General features: G+C 68.7%; 20 protein-coding genes. 13 read left to right on the top strand and 7 right to left on the bottom strand.

The features are described 5' to 3' along the window. Positions 1-85 precede the first annotated feature (85 nt). Complete coding sequence (locus AC1Q5B_RS03830) at positions 86-904, bottom strand: DUF4377 domain-containing protein (RefSeq protein ID WP_492630399.1); 819 nt, start codon at positions 902-904, stop codon at positions 86-88. Positions 905-979: 75 nt separating this feature from the next. Continuing rightward, a complete protein-coding gene (locus AC1Q5B_RS03825; protein WP_492630398.1) occupies positions 980-1,774 on the bottom strand; it encodes an undecaprenyl-diphosphate phosphatase in 795 nt (264 codons plus the stop codon). 213 nt (positions 1,775-1,987) lie between these two features. On the opposite strand from AC1Q5B_RS03825, the gene glnA reads away from it, so the two are divergent. From glnA to AC1Q5B_RS03790, 7 genes are all read left to right on the top strand, one after another. Next, positions 1,988-3,397, top strand: a complete 1,410-nt coding sequence (gene glnA / locus AC1Q5B_RS03820; RefSeq protein ID WP_492630397.1) for a type I glutamate--ammonia ligase — start codon at positions 1,988-1,990, stop codon at positions 3,395-3,397. A gap of 248 nt (positions 3,398-3,645) precedes the next feature. After that, positions 3,646-3,777, top strand: coding sequence for a hypothetical protein (locus tag AC1Q5B_RS03815; protein WP_492630396.1), 132 nt, complete (start codon positions 3,646-3,648; stop codon positions 3,775-3,777). A gap of 52 nt (positions 3,778-3,829) precedes the next feature. Next, positions 3,830-4,168: a P-II family nitrogen regulator gene (locus tag AC1Q5B_RS03810; RefSeq protein WP_055941078.1), complete on the top strand. Its 339-nt coding sequence runs from the start codon at positions 3,830-3,832 to the stop codon at positions 4,166-4,168. Between the two features lie 16 nt (positions 4,169-4,184). Next, complete coding sequence (locus AC1Q5B_RS03805; protein WP_492630395.1) at positions 4,185-5,663, top strand: ammonium transporter; 1,479 nt, start codon at positions 4,185-4,187, stop codon at positions 5,661-5,663. A gap of 37 nt (positions 5,664-5,700) precedes the next feature. Continuing rightward, positions 5,701-6,777 carry a two-component system sensor histidine kinase NtrB gene (locus AC1Q5B_RS03800; protein WP_492630394.1) on the top strand — a complete coding sequence of 359 codons (1,077 nt, stop codon included), beginning with the start codon at positions 5,701-5,703 and terminating at the stop codon, positions 6,775-6,777. Further along, entirely contained in the window at positions 6,767-8,206 is a 1,440-nt protein-coding gene (gene ntrC, locus AC1Q5B_RS03795; RefSeq protein ID WP_492630393.1) for a nitrogen regulation protein NR(I), read from the top strand. Before AC1Q5B_RS03800 ends, ntrC begins: the two co-directional genes overlap by 11 nt. Before the next feature lie 79 nt (positions 8,207-8,285). Beyond that, positions 8,286-8,858, top strand: a complete 573-nt coding sequence (locus tag AC1Q5B_RS03790; protein ID WP_492630392.1) for a superoxide dismutase family protein — start codon at positions 8,286-8,288, stop codon at positions 8,856-8,858. 35 nt (positions 8,859-8,893) lie between these two features. On the opposite strand, the gene AC1Q5B_RS03785 is transcribed toward AC1Q5B_RS03790, so the two are convergent. Continuing rightward, positions 8,894-9,778, bottom strand: a complete 885-nt coding sequence (locus AC1Q5B_RS03785; RefSeq protein ID WP_492630391.1) for a hypothetical protein — start codon at positions 9,776-9,778, stop codon at positions 8,894-8,896. Between the two features lie 108 nt (positions 9,779-9,886). Between AC1Q5B_RS03785 and AC1Q5B_RS03780 the strand changes: the two genes are divergently transcribed. Next, positions 9,887-11,167: an acetyl-CoA C-acetyltransferase gene (locus AC1Q5B_RS03780; protein WP_492630390.1), complete on the top strand. Its 1,281-nt coding sequence runs from the start codon at positions 9,887-9,889 to the stop codon at positions 11,165-11,167. Between the two features lie 13 nt (positions 11,168-11,180). On the opposite strand, the gene ggt is transcribed toward AC1Q5B_RS03780, so the two are convergent. Beyond that, complete coding sequence (ggt, locus tag AC1Q5B_RS03775) at positions 11,181-12,941, bottom strand: gamma-glutamyltransferase (protein ID WP_492630389.1); 1,761 nt, start codon at positions 12,939-12,941, stop codon at positions 11,181-11,183. Between the two features lie 172 nt (positions 12,942-13,113). Here ggt and AC1Q5B_RS03770 point away from each other — a divergent pair, with 172 nt between their 5' ends. After that, positions 13,114-14,094, top strand: a complete 981-nt coding sequence (locus tag AC1Q5B_RS03770) for a DUF4349 domain-containing protein (protein WP_492630388.1) — start codon at positions 13,114-13,116, stop codon at positions 14,092-14,094. A gap of 3 nt (positions 14,095-14,097) precedes the next feature. Here the strand turns inward: AC1Q5B_RS03770 and AC1Q5B_RS03765 are convergent, their stop codons facing one another. From AC1Q5B_RS03765 to AC1Q5B_RS03755, 3 genes are read right to left on the bottom strand one after another with little or no spacing between them, the layout of a single operon-like run. After that, on the bottom strand, positions 14,098-15,357 hold the full coding sequence (locus tag AC1Q5B_RS03765) for a heme biosynthesis HemY N-terminal domain-containing protein (RefSeq protein WP_492630387.1): 1,260 nt from the start codon (positions 15,355-15,357) through the stop codon (positions 14,098-14,100). Beyond that, positions 15,354-16,391 (bottom strand): uroporphyrinogen-III C-methyltransferase, encoded by a 1,038-nt coding sequence (locus tag AC1Q5B_RS03760; protein WP_492630941.1) that lies wholly within the window; start codon positions 16,389-16,391, stop codon positions 15,354-15,356. The genes AC1Q5B_RS03765 and AC1Q5B_RS03760 overlap by 4 nt, the downstream gene beginning before the upstream one ends. Before the next feature lie 48 nt (positions 16,392-16,439). Continuing rightward, positions 16,440-17,210, bottom strand: coding sequence for a uroporphyrinogen-III synthase (locus AC1Q5B_RS03755; protein WP_492630386.1), 771 nt, complete (start codon positions 17,208-17,210; stop codon positions 16,440-16,442). A 16-nt stretch (positions 17,211-17,226) separates the two neighbouring features. Between AC1Q5B_RS03755 and AC1Q5B_RS03750 the strand changes: the two genes are divergently transcribed. From AC1Q5B_RS03750 to secB, 4 genes are all read left to right on the top strand, one after another. After that, positions 17,227-17,685: a YiiD C-terminal domain-containing protein gene (locus AC1Q5B_RS03750; RefSeq protein ID WP_492630385.1), complete on the top strand. Its 459-nt coding sequence runs from the start codon at positions 17,227-17,229 to the stop codon at positions 17,683-17,685. 33 nt (positions 17,686-17,718) lie between these two features. Beyond that, positions 17,719-18,135 carry a hypothetical protein gene (locus tag AC1Q5B_RS03745; RefSeq protein WP_492630384.1) on the top strand — a complete coding sequence of 139 codons (417 nt, stop codon included), beginning with the start codon at positions 17,719-17,721 and terminating at the stop codon, positions 18,133-18,135. A 63-nt stretch (positions 18,136-18,198) separates the two neighbouring features. Continuing rightward, positions 18,199-18,642, top strand: coding sequence for a rhodanese-like domain-containing protein (locus AC1Q5B_RS03740; protein WP_492630383.1), 444 nt, complete (start codon positions 18,199-18,201; stop codon positions 18,640-18,642). Positions 18,643-18,743: 101 nt separating this feature from the next. Next, positions 18,744-19,262, top strand: a complete 519-nt coding sequence (gene secB, locus AC1Q5B_RS03735; RefSeq protein ID WP_492630382.1) for a protein-export chaperone SecB — start codon at positions 18,744-18,746, stop codon at positions 19,260-19,262. Position 19,263 lies beyond the last annotated feature (1 nt).

The raw sequence follows: 19,263 nt of genomic DNA, 5'->3' as shown, positions 1-19,263 counted from the left end.
GTCTGGTGCGGCAACGCGCCACTATAGCGGCTGCCCGCTGACCACGAAGCGCGCCACGCGGAGCGGGCGCGCTTGGCGACCGGCCTTACTTCTTCTCGCTGGCCGACTCGACCACCATGTCCAGCACGTAGGCGTTCGAAGACCCGTCGGCAGGCGGGTTCTTCACCGTATAACGGTCCACGCGCAGCATGTTGCGGATACCGGGCTCGTGCGTGTAGCCCTCGATGCTGTCGTAGAAGTGCTCGAACGGGCCGGGCGTGCCGACCTTCAAACCCTTGTCGTCGTATTTGACCTCGCGCACCTGCAGGCACTGCTTGTCGGGGATCAACGGATGGCTGCAGGGCCTGGTGTCCGCAGCCACCTCGAGGAACAGGCGCTCACCCGTACCGCCGTAGCGGGTTTCGGCCGTGGGTTCGCCGGTGAAGGCGAGCACATCGCCGGTTGCCGTGGTCAGCGTCAGCGTGGGTGCTTCGCCTGCCGTGGTGGCTGTCTTCAAGGTGCCTTCCAGGCGCTTGCCGACTTCCTGGTCCAGCGCCATGACGGCGCTGTCGGTACAGGCCATCTGCGTGGATACCAGGCTTCCCGTCGTCAGCGAGCCGTCGGCGGCGGTATACGTGCCGCTCATGCGGTTGCAGGTGTTGGACACGCCCACGTGGCCATCGCGGAAATCCAGTCGCACCGGCTGATCCGTGCGTGCGAACAGCGCGGCGATGCGCTGCCCCTGTGCGTCGGTCGCTTCACTGAGCGTCCAGTGGTACTTCGGCAGCAGGTCAGCATCGGCTGCCTGCGTCGCGGGGGCGGACGTGGCGGCAGGCGTGGCATCGGCCGGGGTTGTCGCGGGGTCGGCAGGCTTCGTGCAGGCGGCCAGGGCCAGCGGCAGGGCGAGCAGCAGCAGTCGTTTCATGGTGGCGTCCTCGGAGGGTGGCCTATGCAAACGCGCGACGGGTTGGAACGGGGTGAAGACCGTCGCTGACGGGATTCAGCTCCCGACCGGCATCAGCAACAACAGCAGTCCGCCCAGCACGATGCGGTAGATTGCGAAGCCGGTGAAGCGATGGGCCTTGATGAAGCCGAGCAGCCACTTCACCACCACGAACCCCGTCGCCGTCGCCGCAGCGAATGCCAGCGCCACCTCGTCCCAGTTCTCGCTACCCAGCGCGTCGTCCTTCACCAGCTCCAGAAAGGCGTAACCGCTGGCCGCGAACATGGTGGGAATGCCGACCAGGAAGACGAACTCCGCCGCCGACGAGCGCCGGCTGGTGCCTGCCAGCATCGCCATGAAGATCGCGGCGGCCGAGCGCGAGGTGCCGGGGAACACGCCCGCCACCACCTGCGCCAGGCCCACCAGCACCGCCACCTTCCAGGTGACCGTGGCGACATCGCCGCGTTTCTCGGCGAAGTGCTCGGCGACCAGCATCCACACGCCACCGATGATCAGCGCCCAGGCGATCGGGGTGACCGTTTCCGGCAATTCCCAGCCAGCCAGGCGGACGGGCAAGCCGACGACGGCGGTCACCAGGAAGGCGACGGCCAGCTTGAAGGCGTAGTCGCGGGTCTCCGCGTTGCCCCACCCGGTGGCGAGTTCCCAGAGGCGTTTGCGGAACACCAGGGTCGTCGCCAGGATCGCGCCGGCCTGGATGACGATGTTGAAGAAGTCGGAGCGCTCGCCCAGCCAGTGCTGGGCGATCAACAGATGGCCGGTGCTGGAGACCGGCAGGAATTCGGTCAGGCCTTCGAGGATGCCGAGCAGCAGGGCGGCGAGCAGTTCGGTCATCGGATCACTGACGGGAAGGACGGCGGCAAAGAATAGTGCAAACCGCAGCGCACCGCTTTGGTTCTTTATGGTGAATATGTGCACCACAATAGGGATTTTGTGTGACGGATACGTCAAGCAGGGCCATGAAAATCAGTCACTTGGCGCGATGTTGGGGTTGGCACGGGGATTGCTGTACACCGTCACACACTTATCCAACCCGAGGTTCCAAAGATGTCCCTGGACAACGTTGAGAAGCTGATCAAGGACCACAAGGTCGAGTTCGTCGACCTGCGCTTCGTCGACATGCGTGGTGTCGAGCAGCACGTCACTTTCCCCGTCAGCATCGTCGACGCGGCGCTGTTCGAAGACGGCAAGATGTTCGACGGTTCCTCGATCTCGGGCTGGAAGGGCATCAACGAGTCCGACATGGTGCTGCTGCCCGACCCCAGCACCGCCTACCTCGATCCGTTCTACGCCGATCCGACGCTGGTGCTGGTCTGCGACATCCTCGATCCGGCCACCATGCAGGGCTACACGCGCGATCCGCGCGGCATCGCCAAGCGCGCCGAAGCGCATCTGAAGGCCAGCGGCGTCGCGGACGTGGCGTTCTTCGGTCCGGAACCCGAGTTCTTCATCTTCGACTCGGTGCAGTTCGCCAACGACATGGGCAACACCTTCTTCAAGATCAACTCCGAGGAAGGCGCCTGGAACAGCGGCAAGAGCTACGACGGCGCCAACAGCGGCTACCGTCCGGGCATCAAGGGCGGTTACTTCCCGGTGCCGCCGACCGACTCGCTGCACGACCTGCGCGCCGAGATGTGCAAGACGCTGGAACAGGTCGGCATCGAAGTCGAAGTGCACCACCACGAAGTCGCCACCGCCGGCCAGTGCGAGATCGGCGCCAAGTTCAACACGCTGGTGCAGAAGGCCGACGAACTGCAGCGCATGAAGTACGTGGTGCGCAACGTCGCCCACCGCAACGGCAAGACCGCCACCTTCATGCCGAAGCCGATCGTCGGCGACAACGGCAGCGGCATGCACGTGCACCAGTCGCTGGCCAAGGGCGGCCAGAACCTGTTCTCCGGCGACGGCTACGGCGGCCTGTCGCAGCTGGCGCTGTGGTACATCGGCGGCATCTTCAAGCATGCCAAGGCGATCAACGCGTTCTCCAACTCGGGCACCAACAGCTACAAGCGCCTGGTGCCGGGTTTCGAGGCGCCGGTGATGCTGGCCTACTCGGCACGCAACCGCTCCGCCTCGTGCCGCATTCCGTGGGTCGCCAATCCGAAGGCCCGCCGCATCGAGATCCGCTTCCCCGATCCGCTGCAGTCCGGCTACCTGACCTTCACCGCGCTGATGATGGCCGGCCTGGACGGCATCAAGAACCAGATCGACCCGGGCGCGCCCAGCGACAAGGATCTGTACGACCTGCCGCCGGAAGAAGAGAAGAACATCCCGCAGGTCTGCTCCAGCCTCGACCAGGCACTGGAAGCGCTGGACAAGGACCGCGACTTCCTCAAGGCCGGCGGCGTGATGTCGGACGACTTCATCGATGCCTACATCGCGCTGAAGATGCAGGAAGTGACCAAGTTCCGCGCGGCCACGCACCCGCTGGAATACCAGCTGTACTACGCCAACTGATGCACGTGCGCGCAGCCCACAGCCTGCATGCGGAGGGCGCCATCGCGGCCCTCCGCACCACCGCGGCAGCGCACTGAGTCATCGCGGCGATGGCGACGGATCTCCCCTCCCACCCGTCGCCATCGCCGCACCTTATCGAGCGCATCGCATCGCGGTGCGTTAGACCGGTTGGGGAACCGGGGCACCACCCGTCTTCGATTCCTGGAGATCGCACCAACGCTGTAACTGGGGAAATACAGGAGAGGTCCATGAACCGCAGCTCCCTCCCACGTCATCCGTTCCTGCCGCAGTCGATCGCGGCAGGCATGGAGGCGGTTCATGCATCGCTCCGCACCGAACACGTGCACGCTGCCAGGGGGTTGCGCGCACCGGTGTACTGAAACCGCCGGCCGGCTTCGGTCGGCCGGTTCCATCCACCATCGGGGTATGCGCATGAAACTGATCACCGCCATCATCCGGCCGTTCAAGCTCGACGAGGTCCGAGAGTCCTTGTCGCAAGCGGGCGTGTCCGGCATCACCGTGACCGAAGTGAAAGGCTTCGGCCGGCAGAAGGGCCACACCGAGCTGTACCGCGGCGCCGAGTACGTCGTCGATTTCCTGCCGAAGATCAAGATCGAAACCGTCGTGACCGACGAGCGACTGGAAGCCGTCATTGAGGCCATCCAGCAGGCGGCCGGCACCGGCAAGATCGGCGACGGCAAGATCTTCGTCACCACCATCGACCAGGTCATCCGCATCCGCACCGGCGAAGTCGGCGCGGATGCGCTCTAACACTCGGAGCCCCCACATGAAGACTCGACTGTTGTCCGGGTGGAAGACCCGTGCGCAAGTACTCTGCCTGGCCGCGCTGTGCGGCCTGATGACCGTGGGCGTGGCGGCGACCGCCATCGCGCAGGACACCACCCCGCCGCCAGCGGCCGAAGCGACCGCCGAAGCCGCACCCGCGGCGGACGTCGTCACCGAAACCGTCACCGAGACGGTGACCGAGGCGCCGGCCCCCGCAGCCGCACCCGCCGAAGAAGCCGCCGCCGAACCGACGGTAGACAAGGGCGACGTGGCGTGGATGCTGACGTCCACGCTGCTGGTGCTGCTGATGGTGGTGCCCGGCCTGGCCCTGTTCTACGGCGGCATGGTGCGTTCGAAGAACGTGCTGTCCGTGCTGGTGCAGGTCATCACCGTGTTCTCGCTGTTGGTCGTGCTGTGGATCGTCTACGGCTACAGCCTGGCGTTCTCGGGCGAAGGCGCGTGGGTCGGCAACCTCGACAAGCTGTTCCTGAAGGGCGTGACGCCGGAGACGCTGGCGGCCACGTTCACCGACGGCGTCAGCCTGCCCGAGTACGTGTTCGTCGCATTCCAGTCGACGTTCGCCGGCATCACCGGCGCGCTCATCGTCGGCGCGTTCGCCGAGCGCATGAAGTTCGCGGCGGTCGTGCTGTTCTCGGTGATCTGGTTCACCTTCGGCTACCTGCCGATCGCGCACATCGTGTGGGCCACCGGCGGTTACCTGTTCGAACTGGGCGCGCTGGACTTCGCCGGCGGCACCGTGGTGCACATCAACGCGGGCGTGGCCGGCCTGATCGGCGCGTACTTCGTCGGCAAGCGCCTGGGCTACGGCCAGACCGCGCTGAAGCCGCACAACGTCACCCTGACGTACGTGGGCGCCTCGCTGCTGTGGGTGGGCTGGTTCGGCTTCAACGCCGGTTCCAACCTGGAAGCCAATGCGGGCGCCGCGCTGGCCTTCATCAACACGCTGGTCGCGACCGCCGCTGCGGTCATCGCCTGGGCGCTGACCGAAAAGATCTTCAAGGGCAAGTCGTCCGCGCTGGGCGTGGCGTCGGGTGCGGTCGCCGGCCTGGTCGGCATCACCCCGGCGGCCGGCCTGGTGGGTCCGTTCGGCGCCGTCGCCATCGGTTTCATCGCCGGCGTGGTCTGCGTGTGGGGCGTCACCGGCCTGAAGCGCCTGCTGAAGGTCGACGACACCGCCGACGTGTTCGGCGTGCATGCGGTCGGCGGCATCGTCGGTGCCCTCCTGACCGGCGTGTTCAATTCGCCGAAGCTGGGTGGTCCGGGTCCCGAGGACTTCGACATGGTCGCGCAGGTCATCAAGCAGGCGACCGGCGTGGGCCTGACCATCGTCTGGATCGGCGTGGTGTCGGTGGTCGCGTTCCTGATCGCCAAGCTCGTGTTCGGCCTGCGTGTGGCCGAGGACGCCGAGCGCGAGGGCCTGGACATCGCCTCGCACGGCGAATCGGCCTACGAGGCCTGATGGAGTGCCGGGGACGGCTTTGCACTAAACTGGTGCAATGTCGTCCCCGGTCCCGTCCCTGATGCGTTTCGAGCCCACCACCGACGCGCTCAGCACGCCGGTGGCCTGGGCGGATGCCGCTGGCCTGATCCGCGGCGTGAACCCCGCCTTCGCCCGTTGGCTGGGCGTCAGTACCCGCCGCCTGATCGGGCAACCGCTGGCGGCCCTGGAGATCGAAGGCGACGCCATGGCGCGCTTCCTGGACAACACCGACCGCGACGTCCTGCGGCTGCACCGGCTGGCGCTGGGCATGCCCGGCGAGTCGCCGTGCTTCGCGGAGGGCTGGCTGTCGCGGCTGGACGGCGGCGGCTGGTTGCTGGAAGCGCATCCGGTGGACGAATTCCCCGCCCCCGATCCCACCCAGGTGCTGCCGAACGCACTCAGCGCCGCGTTGAAGGGGCTGGCGCATGAGCTGCGCAACCCGCTGGCCGGCCTGAAGGGCGCCGCGCAGCTGCTGGCCCGCCGGGCCGCGCACCGCAGCGACAACGACGACGAGCGCGAACTGATCGAACTGATCGAATCCGAGATCAACCGTCTCAACACCCTGCTGGAACAACTGCTGTCGCCCTCGCCGCAACGGCCGCACGCGACGTTGAACATCCACACCGTGCTGGAGCGCGTGCTGCGCCTGGCCGAGAACGAGGGCGGCTGGTCGGTGCGCCTGCAGCGCGACTACGACCCCAGCCTGCCGGAACTGTCCGGCGACGCCGACCGCTTGACCCAGGCGGTCTGGAACCTGGTGCGCAACGCCCTGCAGGCGGGCGCCGCCAACATCATTCTGCGCACCCGGGTCGAACACGGGTCGCGCATCCACGACCACCTGCACGCGATGGCGTTGCGGGTGGAGATCGTCGACGACGGCCGCGGCGTGCCCGAAGCGCTCGCCGAGCACCTGTTCCTGCCGCTGGTCAGCGGCCGCGCCGAAGGCAGCGGCCTGGGCCTGGCGTTGTCGCAACAGGTGGCGCGCGAGCACCGGGGGTCGCTGACCTACCGATCGCGCCCCGGCCACACGGTCTTCACCCTGCTGCTGCCGCAATCGCCGCACGACACCGACGAGGAACGTCATGTCCATTGATCGCCTGGCCGCCTCCGGCGCCGCTGCCGACGCACGCCGCATCTGGGTGGTCGACGACGACCGCTCGGTGCGCTTCGTGCTCGCCACCGCCTTGCGCGATGCGGGGTATGCGGTGGACGGCTTCGACAGCGCCGCCGCCGCCCTGAGCGCGCTCGGCGCGCGCGGCGCACCCGACCTGCTGTTTACCGATGTCCGCATGCCGGGCGACGACGGCCTGGTGCTGCTCGACAAGCTCAAGGCCACGCATCCGCAGCTGCCGGTCATCGTGATGTCGGCCTACACCGATGTCGCCAGCACCGCGGGCGCGTTCCGCGGCGGCGCGCACGAGTTCCTGTCGAAGCCGTTCGATCTCGACGACGCGGTGGCCCTGGCCGCGCGTACGCTGCCGGATGCCGAGGAAGCGGCGGACGCCATGCAGGAAGGGGAAGCGGCGACGCCGACACCGCAGCTGATCGGCGACACACCGGCGATGCGCGCGCTGTTCCGCGCGATCGGCCGGCTGGCGCAGGCGCCGCTGTCGGTGCTGGTCACCGGCGAGACCGGTACCGGCAAGGAACTGGTCGCGCATGCGCTGCACCACGAGTCGCCACGCTCGCGCAAACCGTTCGTGGCGCTGAATACCGCCGCGATTCCGTCGGAACTGCTGGAAAGCGAACTGTTCGGCCACGAAGCCGGTGCGTTCACCGGTGCGCAGAAGCGCCATACCGGCCGCTTCGAGCAGGCCGACGGCGGCACGCTGTTCCTCGACGAGATCGGCGACATGCCGCTGCCGCTGCAGACACGCCTGCTGCGCGTGCTGGCGGAGGGCGAATTCTTCCGCGTCGGTGGACGCGAACTGATCCGCGTGGACGTGCGCGTGATCGCCGCGACCCATCAGGACCTCGATGGCCTGGTGGCCGAAGGTCGCTTCCGCGCCGACCTGCTGCACCGCCTCAATGTGGTCCGCCTGCAGCTGCCGCCGCTGCGCGAGCGGCGCGCCGACGTCCCTCAGCTGGCCGAAAACTTCCTAGCCATGGCCACCCGCAAGCTGGATATCGCCCCGAAGCGTTTCAGCAATCCGGCGCTGGACCTGCTGCAGGCCCACGACTGGCCCGGCAACGTGCGCGAGCTGGAAAACGTGTGCTGGCGCCTGGCCGCACTGGCGCCGGCGGACGTCATCAACACCACCGACCTGCAGGGTGCGCTGTCGCATGCGCCGATCGCCGGAGGACGCGGCGAATGGGACCACGCGCTGGGCGAATGGGCGCGCCGTCGCCTGCTGGAAGGCGCGGAGTCGCTGCACGCGGAAGCGCGCGAGCGGCTCGACCGCACCCTGCTCGAAGTGGCGCTGGAACTGACCCATGGCCGGCGCGCCGAAGCCGCTGCGAAGCTCGGTGTCGGGCGCAATACGGTGACGCGCAAGCTGGGCCCGGGCCGCAAGCGCGGATGAGGAGCCGCCGCCGCTTTCATTGATCGTGAAGGTAGCGATGGTTACGGTAGCGGCCCACGACCTGCCACCGGAGCCTCCCATGCGCATTTCCCTGCTCGCCGCTGCGACCGTCCTCATGCTCGCTGCCTGCGGCACCACGCCTGCCCCGTCTTCGTCGCCGTCGACGAAGACCCCTGTCGTGCCCACCACCAGCACCGCCAAGCAGGCGGTCGCCGTGCTGGCTTCCGCTTCCGGCAGCCTGGTCAGCGGCAGCGTCACCCTCACGCCGATGGGCAAGGGCCTGCACCTGACCGGCGAGATCGGCGGCCTGCCCGCCAACGGCACCCACGCGTTCCACATCCATGAGAAGGGCGACTGCAGCGCCGCGGATGCCAGCAGCGCGGGTCCGCATTTCAATCCGTTCAACGCGGCGCACGGCAAGGCCGGCAGCGGTGCGCACCATGCCGGCGACATGAACAACCTGACGTCCAATGCCGACGGCGTGGCGAAGGTCGATGCGCATATCGATGGCGTCACCCTGGGCGGCGGTGCCGTCAACGATGTCGCCGGTCGCGCGCTGATCGTGCACGCCGCCCCGGACGACTACGCCAGCCAGCCGGCCGGCAACGCCGGTGCACGCGTGGCGTGCGGCATCATCAAGGTCACCCAGTAACATCGGCCAGGATCGTAGCGTGCGCACGGCGCACGCTACGACTGCAAGGTTTCCCGTGCGTCGGTGTTGACTGGGCAATGCGCGAACGTCACCGGAATGCCATGCGCTTCCAGCACCGCCGCGATCTGCTGCTGCCGCGCCTGGAAATGCTGGTAGGCGCGCTCCAGGCGTTCGTCCGTGGCTTCCCGGGGCGCGTAACGCGTGCGCCACGCGGCCGGTTCGAACAAGGCGATGTGCACTTCGCCGCCCGAGTAGCGCAGCAGGGGTTCCGGCAGCGTATCCAGCCAGTAGTCCTCGGTCGGCGCCATCAGCGCGGTTTCGATCACCGGCCACAGCGGGCCGAGGCCACCGTGCTCGTACTGCATGGCCGTCATCGCCGCGAGATCGTGCAGGGTCATGTAGCGCGCGTGCTCGATCTGTGCGCCGAACGCGGTCTGCGCGAGCAGGGCGGTATCGGCTTGGGCCATGCCGGTTTCGAGCAGTACGCTTTCCAGCCGTTCGCCCACGGCGTCCACCGTGGCGTCGTCGCCGGCCAGCAGGAAGGGCACCACCCGCAGCAGGCCGCCACGAAGGCCGTCGTCCGCCTGCAGCGGCATCGGAATGCCGCCGGCATCGTCGGTGCCGAATGCGATCAGGCGTGCGCCTTCCCCACGACCCTGCGCGCGCTGGTGCAGTTCCCGCAGGCGCTGGTGCAGCGACCAGCCGGGCCGCAGCGCTTCCGCGGGATCGAAATGCGCCGCCGCCAGGACGAGATCCAGGTCACGTACCTGCGGCGCGTGCACTGCGAGGTCGCGCCCCAGTTTTTCCGCCAGCCCGCTGGCCTCGGCGGCCGCCAGCGCCGCATGTCGTGGCGCATGGCCGGCGGCGAGCTCCAGGGCGATCACGCCCATGACGACGGGGCCGGTTGGGGATCGAGTCATGTCAGCGGTTGGAGGCGGTGGAGGGGCGCATTACACTCCCCCATTATGCCTGCCGTACGCAGGCGCATCTTCACCCATTCCATCCTCCCCATCCGCACCGAGGTCCCCATGCCCGCTCCCCGCCCCGTCGCCATCCTCGGCGGCGTCCGTATTCCGTTCTGTCGCCAGAACACGGCCTACGCGGATGTGGGGAACCTGGGCATGTCGGTGCGCACGCTGGGCGCGCTGGTCGAGCGCTTCGGCCTGCATGGCCAGCAACTCGGCGAAGTGGCGATGGGCGCGGTGATCAAGCATTCCTCCGACTGGAACCTCGGCCGCGAAGCCGCGCTGTCGTCGGGCCTGTCGCCGCTCACGCCGGGCATCACGCTGCAGCGTGCCTGCGGCACCAGCCTCGACACGATCATCCACATCGGCAACAAGATCGCGCTGGGCCAGATCGAATCCGGCATCGGCGGCGGTTCCGACACGACATCGGAAGTGCCGATCGTCTACGGCAAGAAGCTGCGCGCGCGCCTGCTGGCCGCCAACCGCGCCAAGACCACGCAGGACAAGCTCAAGGCGCTGGTCAGCGGCTTCAAGTTCGGCGAGCTGAAGCCGGAGTTCCCCGGCGTGGCCGAGCCGCGTACCGGCAAGAGCATGGGCGAGCACTGCGAGGACATGGCGAAGGAGTGGAGCATCTCGCGCGACTCGCAGGACGAGCTGGCGGTGGCCTCGCACAAGAAGCTGGCGGCGGCGTACGAGCGCGGCTTCTTCGACGACCTGATCGCCCCGTTCCGCGGGCTGGAGCGCGACAACATCCTGCGTCCCGACACCTCGCTGGAAAAGCTCGCCACGCTGAAGCCGGCGTTCGACAAGACCTCCGGCCGCGGCACGCTGACCGCCGCCAACTCCACGCCGCTGACCGACGGTGCGGCCGCCGTGCTGCTCGCCAGCGACGACTGGGCGAGGGCGCACGGCCATGAGCCGCTCGCTTACCTGAAGGATGCGCAGGTCTCCGCAGTCGACTTCGTGCACGGCGAAGGCCTGCTGATGGCGCCGACCGTGGCCGTGCCGGAGATGCTCAAGCGCCACGGACTGACGCTGCAGGACTTCGACATCTACGAGATCCACGAGGCGTTCGCCGCCCAGGTGCTGTGCACGCTGCGCGCGTGGGAAAGCGAAGACTACTGCCGCAACCGCCTCGGCCTGGATGCGCCGCTCGGCAGGATCGATCCGGCGAAGATGAATCCCAACGGCTCCTCGCTGGCGACGGGCCATCCGTTCGCCGCCACCGGCGCGCGCATCGTCGCTACGGTGGCGAAGGAACTGAAGCAGCGCGGCGGCGGCCGCGCGCTGGTCTCCATCTGCACCGCCGGCGGCATGGGCGTGGTGGCGATCATCGAGCGTTGAGCTCGCGCGGCGGTCACCGCCTCGTCGCTTGGCGCACGGGTGTCTGCACCTGCGCGCTGCCCACGCCATGGCGGCGGCCTTCGCTCACCGCCGTCACCGTGCCGTCGGGATTGAACACCAGCGCATTTGCCGCGCCGATTTCCGCGGGCTGGCCGGACCAGCGTTGTCCGCGTTGCGCCAGCGCCTTGGCCTGAGCGCTGCCGGCGAACCCGGGTTCGATATCGGTCGCTTCGCCATTGCGCTGCGATAGCCGGGGCGCGTCGATGGCCTGGTCCATCGGCAGGCCCAGGTCGATGTAATTCACGATGGTCTGCAACACCGTCGTGATGATGGTGGAGCCGCCGGGACTGCCGATCGAGAACGCCGGCCTGCCGTCCTTCAGCGCGATCGTCGGCGTCATGCTGCTGCGCGGGCGCTTGCCGGCTTCGGGGATGTTCGGGTGCGGCGCGGTGAAATCGAAGTCGGTCAGCTCGTTGTTGAGCAGGAAGCCGTAGCCCGGCACCACCATGCCGCTGCCGCCCCAGTCCTCGATGGTGAAGGTGTAGGCGACGACGTTGCCCTCTTTATCCGATACGGTCAGGTGCGTGGTGTGCGCGCTTTCGGGCTGCAGCGTGCGTGACGCCGGACGCAACGGATGGCTGGGATCCTGCTGGAACGGATAGGGGTCGCCGGCGGCCACGGCGCCTGGCGCAGCCCTGTTCTGGTTGATCAACGCACGACGTTGCGCGGCGTACGCCTTGCTGAGCAGGCCCGCCACCGGCGCATCGACGTACTCCGGATCGGCCAGGTAGGCGTCGCGGTCGGCGAAGGCCAGGCGGCTCGCTTCCAGATACAGGTGTTCGACCTGCGTGCGCGACAACGTCTTCAGGTCGTAGCCTTCGAGGATGTTCAGCGCCTCGAACGCCGTCACGCCACCGCTGCTCGGCAGCGCCATGCCGTAAAGGTCGTAGCCGCGGTAGGTGGAATGCACCGGCAGCCGCAGGCGCGCTTCGTAGTTGGCCAGGTCGGCGAGCGTCATGCGGCTGCCGCGCACCGATACGCCGGGCGCGGTCGGTGGCCGGTTGACGGTGTCGACGATCGCGCGCGCCAACGGCCCTTCGTAGAACGCATCCACGCCGCCCGTCGCCAGCAGGCGGTAGGTGCGTGCGAGATCGGGATTGCGCAGCCGTGTGCCGGGCGGGATCGCCTTGCCGTTCCGCAGGTAAAGCGCCGCTGCCGCCGGGAAGCGGGCGAACTTGCGTTCGTTCTGGCTGACCAGATACGAAAAGTTGGCGTCGACAGTGAAGCCTTCTTCCGCCACTGCGGTCGCCGGCGCCAGCACCTGCGCCAGCGACATCGTGCCGTAGCGCTGCAATGCCTCGTGCCAGCCACGCACCGTGCCGGGCACGCCGACCGACAGCCCGCTGGCGACGGTGGTGTCGAAGTCCATCTCCTTGCCGTTTTCGATGAAGAGCATGGGTGTGGTGGCGGCCGGCGCGGTCTCGCGATGATCGATCGTGATCACGCGCTGGTCCTTCGCCAGATAGACCACCATGAAGCCGCCGCCGCCGATGCCGCAGCTGAAAGGGTCCGTCACGCCAAGGGTGGCCGCTGCCGCGACGGCGGCATCGACGGCATTGCCGCCCTGGTCCAGAATCGCGATGGCCGACCGCGTGGCCTGTTCGCTGATCGTCGCAGCGCCGCCGCCCGTTCCCCTGGCGACTGGCGTCTTCGCCTGTGTAGCGGCGGCGACCAGCAACAGGACGAGCAGCGAAACGCGAAGGCATCGGGTCATCGTGGTTTACCGGCGGTGGACCACCGGATTGTCACATGGCGCGGGTTCGCATCATGCCCCCGTCGTGTGCGGCCCGGATCGTGGAATGATGGCGGCGAACCCCAGTGGGCCGCGCCGTGCGTTGGACATCGGACCGGTTCGCCGGCCATCGTCATTTCCGCCCGGAGCTTCCATGCGCAAGCCAAGGATGTATCGCGTCGTTCCCGTATTGATCGTGTCCGTCCTGCTGCTTTCCTGCAGCCGCCATGACATGGCGCCTGCCGAGGTCGAAGCCGAAGCGGCGGCTGCGACGCCCGCCATGGCGGACATGGCGGCGGATGCCGCAGCATCCGAGGCGCAGAAGAACATGGAGGCGCCCGGGGTCGCACCGTCGCAGCTGGCATCCGACGTGCTGGCGCAGACCGACCCGCAGCGCCGCTTCATCCGCACGGCTGCCGTGGAGTTCCACGTCAAGGATGTCTACCGCACGGCGCTGGCGATCGAGGACGAAGTCGCGAAGCAGGGCGGCTTCGTCATCGACAACGACATCCAGGCGCAGGTGCAGCGTGTCCAGAGCCGGCCGATCGGCCACGGCAAGCGACGGGAGCTGGCCGAGTACCGGCTGCTGGGCGAACTGACGGTGCGCGTGCCGAGCGAGCGTACGCAGGGGTTCCTGCGCGCCATCGCGTCGCAGATGGAGTTCCTGGACCGGCGCCACTTCAATGCGCGCGACGCGCAGTTCGACCTGCTCCGGCAGCAACTGGCAAGGCAGCGCGCGCAGGACCAGCAGCAGGAACTCGGGGATGCGGTGCAGGCGGGCGGCAAACTCGGCGACAAGGCCGATGCCATCCAGGCGCGTGGCGAGGCCCGGAGCAGTCGCGATGAAGCGGTGATCGCGCAGAAGGAATTCGAGGATCGCGTGGCGTTCAGCACCATCACGCTGTCGCTGCGGCAGGACGTGCAGGTGCGCAGCAGCGAGCGTGTCGATGTGGATGCCGTGTTCCGCGACAACGGGCCTGGCTTCTTCAGCCGGTTGGGCGATGCGCTGGCGGTGGGCTGGCGCGGTGGCCAACAGGGGTTCGTGGCGCTGGCCGCGCTGTGGCCGGTGTGGCTGCTCGTGCTGGCGGCTGCCGTCGGCTGGCGGCGCTGGCGCAGGAAGCCGGTCGCCGGCTGACGGTCAGTCCCTCAGGCGCGGCAGGCCATGCGCGTCGCGTTCCTCGACAACCGCCGCGTCATGGATTTCCTGCCGCATGTCGCGCACGGGCAGCTTCGCCGGGACTTCGCCCCGCGCGGCCTTCACCGCATTGGCGTGGCACTGCTGCGCCGATGCGGTGTCCCCCGCCTCGTTGAAGCCGGTCGCCAGTTCTTCCCAGGCTTCCGCGCCTGCACCCTGTGCGACGGCGCGATGCAGGAACTCCTGCGCCGCCGTCCACTGGCCCTGCTGGCGCGCCAGCCGGCCCAGCGTCACCAGCAAGGCGGGGCTTGAAGGATGCGCAAGCAGCCAGTGCTGCGCACTGGCGCGACGCGAATCCAGCTTGCCCACGGGCAGGCGGCCGTACAGCGCGACCAGGCGTTCGTCCCAGTGCGATTCCAGCGCGTGTTCGATGCTGCGTGTCGCCGCGTCTTCCCATCGCAACGCGGCGGCGCGCTCGGCGTACGCCGCCACCACGAGCGGTTGCAGCCGCAAGGGCTTGGTCAACGCTTCCCAGCGTTCGGCCAGCACGTTGGGGTCGGTGGCTTCGCGCAGCGACTGCGTGGCCAGGCGGATCTCGAGCGCATCGAAGTCGGCAGGCGCGAGCGCCTGCTGCTGCTTCAACGCACCCAGCAGCCCGTAGGCTTCGCCTGCACGCGCGGTGCCGGCGAGGGCGTCGGCACGCAGCGCCAGGCCGCGCGGCGGCAAAGGTTGCACCTCGGCGGCGTCGAGCACGGCGAGCGCCTCGTGCGGTCGGCCGGCATCGAGCGCGATCTGCGCGGCGGTGATCGCATGGGCCTGCGCGGAACGCTCGCGCAGCGCGCTCAGATGGCGCTGCGCGGCCGCTTCGTCGCCCCGCGCCTGCGCCGCCCGCACGGCGGCCGTTCGCGCGATGGCACCGACTTCCTCATCGTCTGCGGCACGCTCCAGCAGCTTCTCGGCCTTCTGCCAGTGTCCCGCATGCAAAGCGTCCAATCCATCGATGAGCCGTGCCCGCGCCTGCTTGCGGCGGTGCCGGCCCCATGCGCGGAACGGCAGCGTCAGCAGGCGCCACGACAACCAGGCCACGGCGCCGATCAGCAACAGCGAAAGCAGGGCGCGCGGTACGTTGGTGTGCACGTCGTAACCGCCGAAGCGGATGAAGACGTCGCCCAGGTCGCGATCGGTGCCCGCCATCCATTGTGCGGCCAGCACGCCGGCGAGCAGCAACAACAGCAATGCCATCACGGTACGGAAAGGTTTCATGGCGCGACCTCGGGCGTGTCCACGGGAGGCACCGGCACCTGCAAGCGCAGCCCGGCATTGCGCAGCGTGCGCAACTGCTGCAGCGTGCTGCCCAACTCGGTGGGTCGTGCGGGGGCCGATGTCGCCTGCAATGTGCGCAGTTGCGCGTGAACCTGCCGTCGTTCCGGTGAATCCGGCCACAACCGCGGCAACCAAGCATCGAGGCGTGCCAGGGCGGCGCGCCAGGCCGTATCGTCGTCGCGCTCCAGCGCGGCACGCGCCAGGCTGACTTCGACCTGCAGCGCCGCATCGGCGGTGGCGCGCTCTTCCGGTGCGACCAGCGTGGTATCTCGGGTCGGACGGACATCGACCAGCGGCGACAACCAGCGCTGCCACGCCGGACGCGAGGGCGCGTCCGCGGCCGTCGTCGGATCGCGCGGCAGGCGGGGCAGGCGGGGCAACGCGGTTGCGATGGCATCCAGCCGCTTCAGCGCCTCCGCGCGCGGACCGTCGCCGAGCGCATCCAGCGCGCCGCGTTCCTGCGCCAGTGCCTGCTTCAGGTTGAGCAGGCGATGGTCGTCGATGCCGTCGAGTGCGCCGGCGGCCAACGCGTACGCTCGGCGTGCGCCCGCGAGGTCATGCGCGATGTCGAGGCGTTGCGCGGCCTGCGAGAGCAGCAGTTCCACTTCGTCCAGCCGCAGCGCCTGCGCACCGTGGCGGGTAGGGTCGGTGAGCTTGGCGACGCTTTCCTCCAGCAGGGCGCCACGCTGGCCCAGGCCGAGGACTTCGTCGCGCAGCACGCGATTGGTGGCGGCAGCATCGAGCAGGCGCTGCGCCTGCGCGCGCTGGTCGCGACGCAGCGCCTCGGTGCGCGACTCCAGTGCATCGAGGCGTTGTTCCGCCGCCGACCGGGCCGTCTGTTCCTGCGCACGCTGGGTCTGCCACCATACCCAGCCACGCCAGGCGCCGAGGCCGACGGCGAGCAACACCAGCGCCGCGACCACCAGGCGCGTGCGATGGGTGGTGCGGGGCGGAGAGAGGGGCGGGTCGTCGATCACAGGCGTCCTTGGCGGCAGGGAAAAACGTGATGTACGCCGCAGATGCTACCGGATGCCGTCAGGACGGAAGGTGCACGCCGCCTTCACCAGCTGGGCCGGGCGCGGCCCATCGGCGAGGACGATGCGGTCGAAGCCGGCGTCCCGTGCAGCCTCCGTCAGGCGTTCGCTGGCGGCCACGACAGGTAACGCCGTGAAGCGCCCGGCAAGGCCATCGGGCAGCCGTGCGAGCACCTGCTGCAGGGCACCCCCGCTGCTGAGCAGCAGGCAGGCCGGCGCCGTCAGGCGGGAGAACGCGCCAAGTGCGTGGACGTCGAGCGGGATCGATTCGCGGCGGTATACCTCGGCGCGGTACACCTCGGCACCGCGGGCTTCCAGCGTGGGAACCAGCAGGTTGCGCCCTTCCGGCGCCGTGACGAAGCCGAGGCGCGTGCCGCGGATGTCCGCCAGGGCTGCCAGGGACAGCAGGCCTTCGCTATCCATGCGCGCCGGGAACGACACCTGGTCGATGCCGACCCGGCGCAACGAGGCCGCCGTACCCGCACCCACCGCCAGCCATGCCTGTCCGGGCAGTGCGCGCAGGGGCTGCAGCGCATGCGCTTCCACCACGGCGGCTGGACTGGTGAAGACGACGATCGGACATGCCAGCGCATCGCGCAACGCGGTGCGCGTGGCCTCGTTGTCGCAATGGCGGATGCGCCAGGGCGACAGCGCCAGCAGTCCCGCCCCCTCGCGTCGCGCGGCACGCCGCAGCGCGTCGTGGCCACCTTGGGGCCGCAGCGAGATGACGTACCATGCCGGCGGCGTTGGATGTCCCATGCGCGGATTATGAGTGATGAGCCCGGAAGAAGCCCTGCAGGAACTGCGTGATTACTGTCGCGGCATGCCGCCGGTGGCGGCGATGCGCGTGGACGTCGAAGGCTTCCATGGCGACGCGCTGCGACTGACCGCGCCGCTGTCGGCCAACGTCAACGACAAGGGCAACGCCTTCGGCGGCAGCCTGACGTCGCTGATGACCGTGGCCGGTTGGGGACTGGTGACGCTGAAACTGCGGCTGGCCGGGCTGAAGGCCGAGGTCTATGTCGCCGACAGCCAGATACGCTATCTCGCGCCGCTGTATGGCGACCTGATCGCGGACGCGACCTTCGCCGAGGGCCAGGCGCTGGAGACCTTCGTCGACACGCTGGTGCAGCGGGGCCGCGCACGCATCCAGGTGGAGGCCTGCGTGCGATTGCCCGAAGGCGGCGTGGCGACCACGCTGAGCGGGCGCTTCGTCGCCATCGCGAAGCGGTAGCATGCGGACATCATCGGGGGAATGGCCGTGCACATGATCGGAAAGTGGCTGTTGGCGGCGGTATTGGCGCTGGTGCTCGCGCCGGCGTCCGCGCAGGGCCGGCTGCAGCGCAACAAGCTGCAGCCCGTGCAGGACGCCTACGCGGCGGCCGTCCGGTGGGGCGACTTCGAGAGCGCCTGGCAGTTCGTCGATCCCGCCTACAAGGCCGAGCATCCGATGACCGAGCTGGAATTCGAGCGTTACCGGCAGGTGCAGATTTCAGGCTACCGCGACCTGACGACCAGCGGCGGACCCGACGGCACCATCGAGCGCGCCATCGAACTGCGCGTCATCAACAAGCACACCATGGCGGAGCGGACGACACGCTACCGCGAGCGTTGGCGCTGGGACCCGAAGGCCAAGCGCTGGTGGCTGGCCGTGGGCCTGCCGGATCTCTGGAACGGCGAGTAGGCGCCCGACGCCCGGACGGCGTCCTGTGCGACAATCGCCGCCCGCTCGAAGATCGCCAACCCTGTGAATTTCGAAGAAATCCTGGCTTTCGCCACCCGTTCGCCGTTCAACCAGATGCTGTCGCTGGCCCTCGTCGGCCTGACGGTCGCCATCGTCTACACCGAGGTCGCGCGTCTGTTCCGCGGCTACCGGACGCTGCGCCCGGCCGAGCTGACCCACCTGGTCAACAGCGAGAACGCCCTGGTGATCGACCTGTCGGCCAGCAACGACTTCGAGAAGGGCCACATCGCGGGCAGCCGCAACGTCGTGCCCAGCAACTTCGGCCCCGACAACAAGCTGCTGGCCGGGGCCAAGTCCCAGCCGGTCGTGCTGGTGTGCCGCAACGGGCAGGCGTCCGGGGGCGCGGCCAAGGGCCTGAAGAAGGCCGGTTTCGAAAAGGTCTACGTGCTGGACGGCGGCATCGCCGCCTGGCAGCAGGCCGATCTGCCCCTGATCAAGGGCCGCTGATCCCCCCGGTGGCCGCAGACCCGCCCTTGAACCGGGCCCCGCGTGCCGCCATGAGATAGTTTCCATTCACCGCTGCAATCCAGATTCCGGAGTCAAGAGAAATGTCCGACGAGACCACCAACGGCGCGGTCGCGCCTGCCGCCGAAGCCGCTGGCCCCGCTTTCACTGTCGAGAAGATCTACGTCAAGGACGTTTCTTTCGAAGCCCCGGGCGCCCCGGCCGTGTTCGCCGAGAACGTGCAGCCCGAGCTGCAGCTCAACCTCAACCAGCGCGTGCAGCGCCTGGGCGAGAACGCCTTCGAAGTCGTGCTCGGCGTGACCCTGACCTGCAAGGCCGGCGACAAGACCGCCTACGTGGCGGAAGTGCAGCAGGCAGGCATCTTCGGCCTGATCGGGCTGGAAGCACAGGCTGTCGACGTGCTGCTCGGTACGCAGTGCCCGAACATCCTGTTCCCGTACGTGCGCCAGCTGGTCAGCGACCTGGTGCAGGCCGGCGGCTTCCCGCCGTTCTTCCTGCAGCCGATCAACTTCGAAGCGCTGTATGCCGAGTCGCTGCGCCAGCGCGCCGCGCAGGGTGGCGACGCCAACCTCGCGAACTCGGAACCGGCCGGCAACGCCTGAT

The sequence above is a fragment of the Pseudoxanthomonas sp. GW835-FHT14C01 genome (assembly GCF_058793715.1).
This window is presented reverse-complemented; position numbering and strand designations above follow the sequence as displayed.